Here is a 12,432-nt window from a genome sequence, read left to right as displayed (position 1 = left end):
CCTCTAGGGCCCATCCCCAACCCCGTCAAATGCAAATTTCACTTTTATGGCAATTTTTGCGCCCTGGCGCGTTCTGCGCCCCCGTGACGCTTATAGCCGGCTTTCCGAGCGGTGGCAGACAGCACCGGAGTTCGGATGTAAGCTCGATCCTTCACTTGCTTGTAACGTAAATGATTTGCCCGACGCCCCGCTGCGGCGATAGCAGGGTGGCAATGCCCGGGGGCGTCGGCATCAGTCGGAGAGCTTCGAACCGGGATCAGGGAGATAAGGATGTCGACGGGTTTCTCATCGGTGACGATCGCACTGCTGCTACAGACCGCGGCCGCGCCGATCGCGTCGCGACCGCCGGCCTCGCCGCCCCCTGCCCCTGCCCCGACATCTGCCCCAATATCTGCCGCGCCGGGCGGGAGCCAGAAATCCACGCCGCTTTCGGCGGTCGCGAATCCAGATCTCTGGCCGACCGCCAAGGCCATGCCGTTGCGCGATGCAAAGATCGAGGCACGGCTCGACGCGATCGTCGCGCGCATGTCGATCGAGGACAAGGTCGGCCAGCTGATCCAAGTCGACATCGCCAGCATCACCCCCGCCGATCTGCGCACCTACAAGCTCGGCTCGATCCTCAACGGGGGCAATTCGGGTCCGAACGGTGACGATCTTGCGCCGCCGATCGAGTGGCTGAAGCTCGCGGATGCCTTTTACGATGCGTCGATGGCGCGCAGCGACGGTCGGCCCGCCATTCCGGTGATCTGGGGCACCGACGCGGTGCACGGCAACAACAACATCCCCGGTGCGACGCTCTTCCCGCATAATATCGGCCTCGGTGCGACGCGCGACCGTGACCTGATGCGCGAGATCGGCCATGTGACCGCGATCGAGACCGCCGCCGCCGGGATCGACTGGACCTTCGCGCCGACGCTCGCGGTGGTTCGCGACGATCGCTGGGGCCGCACCTATGAAAGCTATGCGGAAGAACCCGCGGTCCAGGCCGATTTTGCCGGCGCGGTGATCGAGGGCGTGCAGGGCAAGGTCGGCACCAGGGATTTTCTTGCCCCCGACCGCGTGATCGCGACGACCAAGCATTTCCTCGGCGACGGCGGCACCGGCGGGCGCGACCAGGGTGATGCGCTGATCCCCGAAACGGCGCTGCGCGACATCCATCTCGGTGGCTACCCCGCCGCGATCGAGGCCGGCACCCAGTCGGTGATGGCGAGCTTCTCGAGCTGGAACGGCGCCAAGATGCACGGCAACAAGAGCCTGCTGACCGGCGTGCTCAAGGACCGGCTCCATTTCGACGGCTTCGTCGTCGGTGACTGGAACGGCCACGGCCAGGTCGAGGGCTGTTCGAACGAGAGCTGCGCCGCTGCGATCAACGCGGGGCTCGACATGTTCATGTATTCGGGCAGCGGGTGGAAGACGCTTTACGCCAACACGCTGAAGCAGGCGCAGTCGGGCGAGATCCCCGCCGCTCGGCTCGACGATGCGGTTCGCCGCATCCTCCGCGTCAAGCTGCGCGCCGGCACATTTGATCGCGGTCGCCCTTCGTCACGCGCGCTCGCGGGCAGGATGGAGCGGATCGGCGCGGCCGACCACCGTGCCATCGCACGGCGGGCAGTGCGCAAATCGCTGGTACTGCTCAAGAACCAAGGCGGGCTGCTGCCGCTCAAACCCTCAGCCAATATCCTGGTCGCGGGTGGCGGCGCCGACGATATCGCGCAACAGGCGGGCGGCTGGTCGCTGACCTGGCAGGGTAGCGGCCTCACCAATGCGAACTTCCCCAATGCCCAGTCGATCTGGTCGGGCATCGACGCGGCGGTCAAGGCGGCGGGCGGCACCGCGACGCTGTCGGCGAACGGCAGCTTCGCGAAGAAACCCGATGCGGCGATCGTCGTGTTCGGCGAACAGCCCTATGCCGAGTTCAAGGGCGACCGCCCGACGCTCGACTATAGCCCCGACGACAAGGCCGATCTCGCGCTGCTCCGTAAGCTCAAGGCGGCGGGCGTGCCGGTGGTGGCGGTATTCCTCTCCGGACGGCCGCTCTGGGTGAACGCCGAGCTCAATGCCGCCGATGCGTTCGTCGCGGCGTTCCTGCCGGGGAGCGAGGGCGGCGGCGTCGCCGACGTGCTGTTCCGCACCAAGGACGGGCGCATCGCGAACGACTTTCGCGGCAAGCTCAGCTTCTCCTGGCCCAAACGCCCCGATCAATATGTGCTCAACCGCGCGGACCCCGGCTATGATCCGCTGTTCGCCTATGGCTATGGGTTGAGCTACGCGAAGCCGGGCACCGTCCCGAAGCTCGACGAGACGCGCCCCGCCGGACTCGCCGTGGCATCGAGCGGCATCGTGTTCGGCAAGGGTCGCGTCCCCGAAGGCTGGTCGCTCGTCCTCGCCGAACAGGGACAGTCGAAGGTCCGCCTTCTCGGCGTCAATGCGACGACGACGAACCGGCGGCTCACCGCCTCGGCGGTCGACCGCCGCCGCCAGGAGGATGCACGCAGCCTCGTCTGGTCAGGCGGTGCGGCCGAGGCACGCATCGAGGCGGATCGTCCGCTTGATCTCACGCGAGAGAGCAATGGCGAGTTGAGCCTCGTCGTCGACCTGCGCGTCGATCGCGCCGCCAGCGCGCCCGTCACGCTCGGCATGGTCAGCCATGACGGCGCCGTGGTGACCGTCCCGATCACCAGGATGCTCGCGACCGGTACGCCGGGCGAATGGCGGCAGGTCGTCGTGCCGCTGCAATGCTTTGCTAAGCGCGGTGTCGACATGGCGGATGTCACCGCACCCTTCGTGCTGGCGACCGACGGCGCGCTTGGCGTGTCGGTATCCGACGTGAGGATCGATTCGGCGCCGGTGCCGATGACCCAGTGCGGCGACTGAGGTCGATCGGCGTCGCGGCCGCCTAGACCGCGTTCGCGTCCAGCGGCGTCGTCCGCGGTTGGAGGCGGAACGGATCGAACCCCTGCGGCAGCCCGACGCTGACGGGATTCGGCAGGATCCGCCCTACCCGCGTCGCCGCGGCGACGACGTCGGGCGCGGTCCGGACCGCGTCGTCGACCGGGTCCGTCAACCGGTCGAGCGGCGTCGTCGTTGCGGAGCCGGTCGGCTGGACATAGCGCAATGCCCAGTCGCGGGTCGTCTCGTCGGCAAGCCGGCGGATGACGAGCGCGCGCGCTGCGGCCGGGTCGCCCCGACAGACATGCATCTGCATCGCGGCGCCCGGCACCAGTGCTTCGTCCAACAGCACCTCTGCGGTGACGGGTTCGGCGGCAGCGCTCTGGCCGGTGCGGGCGAGAGCACAGGCCTGCCAGGCTTTGACGAGCAGGACGGACGCGCGGTTGACGTTGCTCCCGTATCGTTTCGCCCGATCGAGAAAGACGTCGGCCCGCGTGAGGACCTGCGGCCAGTCGGTCTCCATCGCCGCCAGCTGCAGATAGGCGCCGTCGAGATTGAGGCCATTGCCCTGGTCGTCGGCCGGCACGGTCGTCGCGACCCTGGCCAGCAATGCCCGAGCTTCGTCATAGCGCCCCTGATGCGCCAGCGCCCTGGCGACGATCGGCGCGAGGAACACGCCCTCGCCCCGCGGCGCGCCCGCGGCGCGCGCGTCCATCGGCACCGCCGCCCCGGTCTCGATCCCGTCGAACATCGGCAGGAACAGGCCGAGCACCGCGGGATACGCCTCGAGGCGGGAGAGGCGACGCGCATAGGGTGTCGCGGTGTCGAAATCGGCAGCCGCCGCCCAGTCGCCGCGCAGCTCGTCGAGGTAGCGCCGGGACTGTGCAGCGAGATCGGCCCCGGCCCATTCCGCGATCCGCGGCCAGAGCGGCGCATAGCGTCGATCGATATAGAGTGTGAGCAGATCGTCCGGATCGCCGATCGTCGTGACGAGGTTTACCGCCTCGTCAGTCGCTGCGCCTGGCGACATCCGCATCGCCTCGCGCGTGCGGGACAAGGCTGCGGTCGAGCGTTCGGGCGCGAGCCCCGAACTGAAGCCGATCTCACCGAGCCGGGCGTTGAGCCGGTCTGCCCTGCTCCGGTCGCCGATCTCTGCCAAACGCCCCGTCAACGCCATGACGACGTAGCGGTCGAAATGCCGCGTCATCTCAGGCGCGAGCCGGCTGGCCTGGATGAGGAGATCCGCGGCGCGCTGCGGCGAACCGGAAAAGGTATAGATGCCCGTCGCGACGAGTTTCGGCCGCGGATCATCCGGCAGAAGCCGCAGCGCCTCCTCGATCGCCGCGACCGCGGGGCCGGTCGCCTGCGCGCTTGCGAGAACACCGGCCCGCACCGTCTGCACCATGCCGCGCAGCGGCGTCGGCCGCGGCAGCTTGGCAAGGACCGCATCGAGCCGGGCGATGTCGGGCGATCGTCCGGCGATCGCCGACGCTGCCTCCGCCATCACCGCGCGATCTGCGGGATCGGTCGTCATCGCTAGGGGATCTGCGACCTGGGCGCGGGCCACCCCTGGGGTCATGCCATAAGCCATCGTCGCGGCAACCGCGGTTAGCGCCATTCCAGATCCAAAAACCGGTCTCATGCTGTTCCCCTCTGCACAGATCCGAGCACAGGGCGCGCAGACTGTCCATCGCTCCATCTCCGACAATTTTTGAAGTCGAGTCGCGGCACCGATGAAAGCGCGAGGGTGCGGACTGTGCGCGCGCTGCAGCAACCGGCAGCGCGCACAGTCAGGGCGAGCGACGCTGGTCACGGATCACCGCGGTTATCGGCTGCCTTAACTGGCATCGGCCGCGCGCGAGCGGATCAAACGCCGAGACGGATCATGCCCAGACGGTCCAGCTGACGATCCTCAAGAACGGGACCTTTGCTGGCTCCACGACTGACGTCGTTTCGACTCGCCGAGCGCCAGACCCTCAGGCGGGGTCCGCGCTGCCCTGTTCGGTGATCGGATGGAGCGCGGCGCGCACGTTGACCGACGTCAGCTCCTGTTCGATCCAGTCGACACAATCGCTGATCTTCGCCCCGACCAGCGCGTTGCCGCCCTCGTCCGCGATGCGCAGCGCCTCTTCGAGGAGGAAAGCCATCGACCTCAGTCGAGCAACCGTCTGCGCGTAACTCTGCATCGCTCAATCCCTTGATCGTGATCATGACGATATCAGAATTGCGTGCGATTTGAAGGGTCAATGACGGTGTCGGATTGGGACTTTTGGCTTAGACCGTCGATTATCTCGGTCCCGCCCTATGGCGCGGCAGCCGCCTGATACCTATTTTTTCCGAGTTAGGGCGGATTCCGGCGTGGCGACGCAACCGGTTCCGTGGCGATCCGTTCGTTAGCGGATCAGGGAGCTTTAGATCTTTATGAACAGCAATGACGGATTTCCCGTATCGCGCCGTGGCGTGATCGCGGGTGGCGTAGCGACCGCGACCCTGACCGGGACCCCGGTGGGTGCGCAGGTTGCGGCACCGCAACAGACCCCGCCGACGACGATGCCGGTGACGCTCAAGGTCAATGGCCGCAATACGCTGATCGAGGTCGATACGCGGACGACCCTGCTCGACGCGCTGCGCGAGACGATGAAGCTGACGGGCACAAAGAAGGGCTGTGATCACGGCCAATGCGGCGCCTGCACGGTCATCGTCGAGGGCCGGCGGATCAACAGCTGTCTGACGCTCGCAGTGATGCACGAGGGCGACACGATCACCACGATCGAGGGGCTGGGCACGCCGGAGAAGCTGCACGCGATGCAGGCCGCCTTCGTCAAGCATGACGGCTATCAGTGCGGCTATTGCACGCCGGGCCAGATCTGCTCCGCGGTCGCGACACTCAACGAGATCAAGGAAGGCATTCCCAGCCATGCCACCGGCGACATCGCCGCCAAGCCGAAGGTGACGACCGCCGAGCTTCAGGAGCGGATGAGCGGCAATATCTGTCGCTGTGGCGCCTATTCGAACATCATCGACGCGATCCACGACGTCGCCGGCACGGAGCGCATGGCATGAAGGCCTTTACCTTCGAACGCGCCAAGACCGCGAGCGCCGCCGCGGCAGCCGCCGTCCGCACCCCAGGCGCCAAGTTCATCGCGGGCGGGACCAACCTGCTCGACCTGATGAAGCTGCAGATCGAGACGCCGCAGCATCTGATCGACGTCAATGGTCTCGATCTCGATACGATCGCACCGACCAGTGACGGCGGCCTGCGGATCGGTGCGCTGGTCCGCAACACCGACCTCGCCGCTGACGCCCGCGTCCGCAAGGATTACGGCGTGCTCAGCCGGGCATTGGTGTCGGGCGCGTCCGGCCAGCTGCGCAACAAGGCGACCACCGCGGGCAACCTGCTCCAGCGGACCCGCTGCCCCTATTTCTACGATACCACCAAGCCCTGCAACAAACGCCAGCCGGGCAGCGGCTGCGCGGCGATCGGTGGCTTCAACCGCAATCTCGCGGTCATGGGGACCAGCGATGCGTGCATCGCGACGCACCCGAGCGACATGGCGGTCGCGATGCGGGTGCTTGATGCGACCGTCGAGACGGTCAATTCGGCCGGCCAGACGCGCGCCATCCCGATCGCCGACTTCCACCGGCTGCCGGGCACGACGCCGCATATCGAGACCGCGCTCGCCCCGGGTGAGCTGATCACCGCGGTCACTTTGCCAAAGCCGATTGGCGGCACGCACATTTACCAGAAGGTGCGTGACCGTGCCTCCTACGCGTTCGCTTTGGTTTCGGTCGCGGCGGTCATCCAGCCCGATGGTCGCGGGTGCCTCGCCTTTGGCGGCCTCGCGCACAAGCCGTGGCGGGTCGAAGCTGCCGAGGCGCAACTGCCCAAGGGTGCCAAGGCCACGGCCGCGGCCGTCTTGGCTGGTGCCCGCACGACGTCGCAAAATGCATTCAAGCTGCCGCTGATCGAACGCACGATCCACGCAGTGCTCGAAGAAGCGAAGGCCTGATCGCCATGAAGTTCGACACCCCCGCAACGACCAACCCGATCGACCGCATGAAGGTCGTCGGTCAACCGGTCGACCGCATCGATGGCAAGCGCAAGACCACCGGAACCGCGCGCTATGCCTATGAGCGCAACGACGCCGCCCCCAGCGCGGTCTACGGCTATATTGTCGGCGCGGCGATCGCCAAGGGCCGGATCGAGCGGATCGATTTCGCCGAAGCCAAGGCTGCACCGGGCGTCCTCGCCGTCGTCACGCATGAAAATGCCGGTACGGTGGCCAAGGCGCAGGCGCATACCGCCCGCATGCTCGCGGGCCCCGACGTCCAGCATTTCGACCAGGCGGTCGCGATCGTGGTCGCATCGACGTTCGAACAGGCGCGCGCCGCCGCCAAGCTGGTCCGCGTCACCTATGCCCGCAGCGCCGGAAAGTTCGATCTCGCCGCGGAGAAGTCGGCCGCGGTGAAGCCGAAGGACGGCAAACCCGATACCGCGATCGGCGACTTCGCCGGCGCCTTTGCCAAGGCCACTGTCAAGCTCGACCAGACCTATACCACGCCTGATCAGAGCCATGCGATGATGGAACCGCATGCGACGACCGCTGCATGGAACGGCTCGAAGCTGACGCTGTGGACCTCGAACCAGATGCTCAACTGGGCGGTGCGCGACATGAGCGAGACGCTCGGCATTTCCAAGGAGGACATCCACGTCCTGTCGCCCTTCGTCGGCGGCGGCTTCGGGTCGAAGCTCTGGATCCGCAGCGATGCGGTGATGGCCGCGCTTGCCTCGCGCGCGATCGGTGGCAAGCCGGTCAAGGTCGCGCTGACCCGTCCGCAGATCATGAACAACACCACGCACCGTCCGGCGACGATCCAGCGGCTGCGGATCGGCGCGCGCAAGGACGGCACGATCACCGCGATCGCGCATGAAAGCTGGTCGGGCGATCTCCCCGGCGGTGGACCCGAGACCGCGCCGAACGTCACCCGGCTGCTCTATGCAGGCGCGAACCGGATGACCGCGACGCGGCTCGCGACGCTCGACCTTCCCGAGGGCAACGCGATGCGCGCCCCCGGCGAGGCGGTCGGGCTGCTCGCGCTCGAGGCGGCGATGGACGAGCTTGCCGAGACGCTGAAGATGGATCCGGTTCAGTTGCGCATCGTCAACGATACGCAGGTCGATCCCGAATCGCCCAAGCGTGCCTTCTCGCACCGCGATCTCGTCGGCTGTCTCAGGACGGGCGCGGAGCGGTTCGGCTGGAACAAGCGTAATCCCGTGCCGGGCCAGGTCCGCGAGGGGCGCTGGCTCATCGGCATGGGCATGGCGTCCGCCTTCCGCGACAATGTCACGATGAAGTCGGGCGCGCGCGTCGGCATCGACAAGAAGGGCGTTGTCACCGTCGCCACCGACATGACCGACATCGGCACCGGCAGCTACACGATCATCGCGCAGACCGCGGCCGAGATGATGGGCGTGCCGCTCGACAAGGTGATCGTCCTGCTCGGTGACAGCAGCTTCCCCGTCTCGTCCGGCTCGGGCGGCCAATGGGGCGGCAACAGCTCGACCGCGGGCGTCTATGCCGCCTGTTCGGCACTGCGCGACAGCGTCGCACGCAAGCTCGGCTTCGACCCCACGGACATCGTCTTCGAGGACGGCAAGGTGAAGTCGGGCAACCGCAGCGTCTCGCTCGCCGAGGCGGCGGGCGATGCGGGCCTGTCGGCCGAGGATTCGATCGAGTTCGGCGATCTGACCAAGACCTATGCGCAGTCGACCTTCGGCGCGCATTTCGTCGAGGTCGCGGTCGATTCGGCGACCGGCGAGGTTCGGGTACGCCGCATGAGCGGTGCGTTTGCCGCCGGGCGGATCCTCAACCCCAAGTCGGCGCGCAGCCAGGTCATCGGCGCGATGACCATGGGCGTCGGTGCGGCGCTGATGGAGGACGCGGTCGTCGACAAGAGGTTCGGCTATTTCGTCAATCACGACATGGCAGAATATCATGTCCCGGTGCATGCCGACGTGCCCTATCAGGACGTGTTCTTCATGGACGAGACCGATGCCAAGTCGTCGCCGATGAAGGCCAAGGGTGTCGGCGAGCTCGGCATCTGCGGCGTCGGTGCTGCGGTCGCGAATGCGGTCTACAATGCCTGCGGCGTCCGGATCCGCGAATATCCGCTGACGCTCGACAAGGTGATCAAGGGCATGCCGCCCGTCGCCTGACGGCCCGTCCTGCCGCCCTTGCAGAGGATCCCGCCGTATCGCAGACATCGAACCGATGATCTGCGGTGCGGCGGTGTCGTTTCGGGCTTCGTCGCAGCCCGCGGGTTCGACGGAGAGACCTTGCGATGCCGCTTTATGCCCTGGGCGACAAACGCCCCACCTGCCACCCGACCGCCTGGGTCGCGCCAAGCGCCGACCTGATCGCCGATGTCCAGCTCGGAGAGGCCGCGAGCGTGTGGTTCGGGGCGGTCGTCCGCGCGGACAACACGCCGATCGTCATCGGCGCGCGGAGCAACATCCAGGAGGGCGCGATGCTCCATTCGGATCCCGGCGCGCCACTTCGGATCGGTGAGGACTGCACGATCGGCCATCACGCGATCCTTCACGGCTGCACGGTCGGCGACCGGTCGCTGATCGGCATGGGGGCGATCCTGCTCAACCATGCGGTGATCGCGGAGGACTGCATCGTCGGCGCCGGCGCGCTCGTCACGGAGGGCAAGACCTTCCCCGCGGGCAGCCTGATCATCGGCAGCCCGGCCCGTGCGGTCCGGCAGCTCGATGCGCAGGCGATCGCGGCGCTCCGCGTCTCCGCCCGGCATTATGTCGAGAAGGCCCGCGCCTGCGCAACCGGACTGACGCGCATCGACTAGGGGTGAGCACCGGATCCCGGGACATCGCCCTGGATCCGGCGCCGTTGTGTCAGCCGGCGACCCACGTGGTGACGGCGGGACGCAGCTGGTCGGCGGCGGCCTTGCGGACCGCGATCGTCGACAGCGACCGCGTCACGCCGCCTCGCGACGAGGCGGGCAGATATTTGTCCGCAAAGGCGCTGATCTTGCCCGGCATCGCCGGATCGTTCGAGCCCGCGCCGAGCCCGACGATATAACCCGATCGCGTGCTCGCCTCGAGGAAGCTCTCGACCAGCTCACGGTTCGCGACTGCCCAGTCGAACGCCAGGTCGGGATGCGCCCCCGCGACGGCGCGGAGCAGCCCGGCCTTTTGCGGCGCGGAGATTGTGTCGGTCTTGAGCAGCGCGAGCGCCCGCCCCGCAGTTGCGGGGTCGCGCGCGGCCCCGAGCAGCGTCACGAACCGGTTCTTGGCAACCGGGCTCTTCTCCGCCTTGGCGAGCGCAAGCAGCGCGTCCCATTCCGCCGGGGTCGCATTGACAGCATAGGTCGACAGGATCGGCTGGCGGATCGCCGGCGGGATCGCGGTCGGATCGGCCGCAAGCGCCGCGACATAGCGCCGCGCACGGTCCGCGACGCCCGTATCGCCATTGGTGCCAAGCCGCCCGACCAGCGTCTCGCGCAAATTGCTCGTCAGCGGCGATTCGCCCGGTTTAGCCTCGAAGCCGATCCGCGCGAGCACGGGACCGAGGATCGCGACCGACCGCGCGCGCAGCGGCGCCTCGAGCGGTGTGTCGTCGTACAGCCCGGTGATCCGGCCGAGCGCGCCTGCGACCGACGACCATTCGAGCGGATCCGCGTCCGGCTCGACCTTGTCCATTACCGCGAAATAGCGCGACAGGTCCTGATAGCCGCCCGCCGCGAGTGCGAAATCATCGCCCAGCGTACCCAGCCGGTCGGCGAGGTCTAGTCTGGCATAGTCGCGGACGATCGCGGCATGCCCCGCATCGTCGTACATCACGCGGGTATAACTGCCCTTGCCGCGGTTGAGGACGACCGTACCGCATCCCCGGATCGTGACTCGCGACGGCGCTGCGCCTGTGACGATCGTCGCGGTCTGCGCACCGCCAAGATTGCCCACGACCAGCGGCACGTGCCAGGTCTGCGGCGTCTTCGATGCCGCATCCAGCCCGAACCGCCCCTGCGTCAGCGTCGCGGTGGTGACGCCGCCGCTGCAGGTCGCGCCCGTCATCGTCACCAGCGGCACGCCGCCCTGCAAGGTGAAGTCGTGCGCGATCTCGGCGACCGGCTTGCCCGCGGCTGCGGAAAGTTCCGCCCAGAGCTGTTCGGTGACCGTGTTGCCGTATTTATACTTGGCCATGTAGCTGCGGATGCCCTTGCGGAACACGTCGGGGCCGAGCGTTGATTCGAGCATGCCGATCACGGCCTGCCCCTTCGAATAGGTGATGCCGTCGAACGCTTCGCCGATCTGGTCGACGGTCTCGACCTTGCGGATTATCGGGTGCGTCGCGGACGTTGCGTCGATCCCCATCGCCCCCTCGCGCTCGCCCGACACCGCGGCCGCCTCGGATTTCCACGCTGGCACGAGCACGCCGCTCGACTTGCCCTCCATCCACGAGGCGAACCCCTCGTTCAGCCACAGATCGTCCCACCAGGCCATGGTGACGAGATCGCCGAACCACTGGTGCGCCATCTCGTGCGCAACGACGGTATAGATGCGCTGCTTTGCGCTTTCGGTCGCGCGCTTGGGATCGAACAGCAGCTCGTTCTCGAAATAGAAGATCGCGCCCCAATTCTCCATGGCGCCGAAAAACTGGCTCGATCCCGGCCCCGCGATCATGTCCATCTTGGGCAGCGGATAGGGCTGGCCGAAATAGTCGTTATAATAGGCGAGCAGGTCCTTCGCGGCGGCGAGCGCATAGTCGCCCTGATCGACGACGCCCTTGCGGCTGATGATGCCGATCTCGGTCTTGCCCGCCATCAGCGTCTTGCGCTCCATGTCCCCCATGCCGAGGAACAGCAGATAGCTCGACATCAGCGGCGTCTCGCCGAATTTGTAGAGCTGCGTGCCGTCCGCCTGCTTCGTGATCGCCGTCGCAGGCATGTTAGAGAAGGCCAGCTGAGCGCCCGGCGCGACTGCGGACAGACGGAACTTCGCCTTGAACGCGGGCTCGTCCCACATCGGTGCGAACCGGCGCGCGTCGGGGGCCTCGAACTGCGTCGCGAGCATCCGCGACGACGAGCCGTCGGCATTGGCATAGTCGATCGCGAACAGCCCGGACGCAGACTGGTTGATCTTGCCCGTCCAGGCAAAGGCCAGGCTGTGCCGCCCGACGCTCGCCGCCGCGGGCAGCGTCACCGTGAGCAGCTGTGCGGCAGCGTCCGCCTTCATGGTGGCGGGGCGGCCGTCGAACGTAGCCGAAGTTACGTTGAGATCTGCCGCGTTCAGCTGGATCGTCCGGGTCGCCTGCTTGACGTCGATAGTCACCGTCTCGGTGCCGCTGAACGTCATCGCCTTCGCATCCGGGCGTACCTGGATATCGTACAGGATCGGCACGACGCTGCGCGGCAACTGACCTGCGGCAAGCGCAGGCGCAGACACGGACAGCGCCAGCAGGGCGGCAACGGCAAACTTCATGGCGGCACATCTCCGGAACACTCTATGCCGACCGCTCTAAG

At 67.2% G+C, this 12,432-nt stretch carries 8 protein-coding genes; 5 read left to right on the top strand and 3 right to left on the bottom strand.

The window, feature by feature from the left end; all coding sequences use genetic code 11:
* Positions 1-270 precede the first annotated feature (270 nt).
* Complete coding sequence (locus IFT54_RS18190; protein ID WP_192071644.1) at positions 271-2,874, top strand: glycoside hydrolase family 3 protein; 2,604 nt, start codon at positions 271-273, stop codon at positions 2,872-2,874.
* Between the two features lie 22 nt (positions 2,875-2,896).
* On the opposite strand, the gene IFT54_RS18185 is transcribed toward IFT54_RS18190, so the two are convergent.
* Positions 2,897-4,423, bottom strand: a complete 1,527-nt coding sequence (locus IFT54_RS18185; protein ID WP_192071643.1) for a hypothetical protein — start codon at positions 4,421-4,423, stop codon at positions 2,897-2,899.
* A gap of 442 nt (positions 4,424-4,865) precedes the next feature.
* Positions 4,866-5,036, bottom strand: a complete 171-nt coding sequence (locus IFT54_RS18180; protein WP_156363498.1) for a hypothetical protein — start codon at positions 5,034-5,036, stop codon at positions 4,866-4,868.
* Positions 5,037-5,310: 274 nt separating this feature from the next.
* On the opposite strand from IFT54_RS18180, the gene paoA reads away from it, so the two are divergent.
* The 4 genes from paoA (at position 5,311) to IFT54_RS18160 (ending at position 9,756) form a co-directional block, all read left to right on the top strand.
* On the top strand, positions 5,311-5,952 hold the full coding sequence (gene paoA, locus IFT54_RS18175) for an aldehyde dehydrogenase iron-sulfur subunit PaoA (RefSeq protein ID WP_192071642.1): 642 nt from the start codon (positions 5,311-5,313) through the stop codon (positions 5,950-5,952).
* The gene (locus IFT54_RS18170) at positions 5,949-6,899 is read left to right on the top strand and encodes an FAD binding domain-containing protein (RefSeq protein ID WP_192071641.1); all 951 of its coding nucleotides are present in this window, start codon (positions 5,949-5,951) and stop codon (positions 6,897-6,899) included. The genes paoA and IFT54_RS18170 overlap by 4 nt, the downstream gene beginning before the upstream one ends.
* A 5-nt stretch (positions 6,900-6,904) precedes the next feature.
* Positions 6,905-9,106 (top strand): aldehyde oxidoreductase molybdenum-binding subunit PaoC, encoded by a 2,202-nt coding sequence (paoC, locus tag IFT54_RS18165; RefSeq protein ID WP_192071640.1) that lies wholly within the window; start codon positions 6,905-6,907, stop codon positions 9,104-9,106.
* Positions 9,107-9,231: 125 nt separating this feature from the next.
* Positions 9,232-9,756, top strand: a complete 525-nt coding sequence (locus tag IFT54_RS18160) for a gamma carbonic anhydrase family protein (protein WP_192071639.1) — start codon at positions 9,232-9,234, stop codon at positions 9,754-9,756.
* 49 nt (positions 9,757-9,805) lie between these two features.
* On the opposite strand, the gene IFT54_RS18155 is transcribed toward IFT54_RS18160, so the two are convergent.
* The gene (locus tag IFT54_RS18155; protein ID WP_192071638.1) at positions 9,806-12,391 is read right to left on the bottom strand and encodes a M1 family metallopeptidase; all 2,586 of its coding nucleotides are present in this window, start codon (positions 12,389-12,391) and stop codon (positions 9,806-9,808) included.
* Between the last annotated feature and the right edge of the window lie 41 nt (positions 12,392-12,432).

It is taken from the genome of Sphingomonas sp. CFBP 13714, from assembly GCF_014842205.1.
Lineage (GTDB): Bacteria > Pseudomonadota > Alphaproteobacteria > Sphingomonadales > Sphingomonadaceae > Sphingomonas > Sphingomonas aerolata.
The sequence above is the reverse complement of the archived record's forward strand: the minus strand, read 5'-3'. Positions and strand labels throughout refer to the sequence as shown.

Coding starts and splice junctions, on each gene's coding strand:
- IFT54_RS18190 (WP_192071644.1), top strand. CDS start 271: ATGTCGACGGGTTTCTCATCGGTGACGATCGCACTGCTGCTACAGACC.
- IFT54_RS18185 (WP_192071643.1), bottom strand. CDS start 4,423: ATGACGACCGATCCCGCAGATCGCGCGGTGATGGCGGAGGCAGCGTCG.
- IFT54_RS18180 (WP_156363498.1), bottom strand. CDS start 5,036: ATGGCTTTCCTCCTCGAAGAGGCGCTGCGCATCGCGGACGAGGGCGGC.
- paoA (WP_192071642.1), top strand. CDS start 5,311: ATGAACAGCAATGACGGATTTCCCGTATCGCGCCGTGGCGTGATCGCG.
- IFT54_RS18170 (WP_192071641.1), top strand. CDS start 5,949: ATGAAGGCCTTTACCTTCGAACGCGCCAAGACCGCGAGCGCCGCCGCG.
- paoC (WP_192071640.1), top strand. CDS start 6,905: ATGAAGTTCGACACCCCCGCAACGACCAACCCGATCGACCGCATGAAG.
- IFT54_RS18160 (WP_192071639.1), top strand. CDS start 9,232: ATGCCGCTTTATGCCCTGGGCGACAAACGCCCCACCTGCCACCCGACC.
- IFT54_RS18155 (WP_192071638.1), bottom strand. CDS start 12,391: ATGAAGTTTGCCGTTGCCGCCCTGCTGGCGCTGTCCGTGTCTGCGCCT.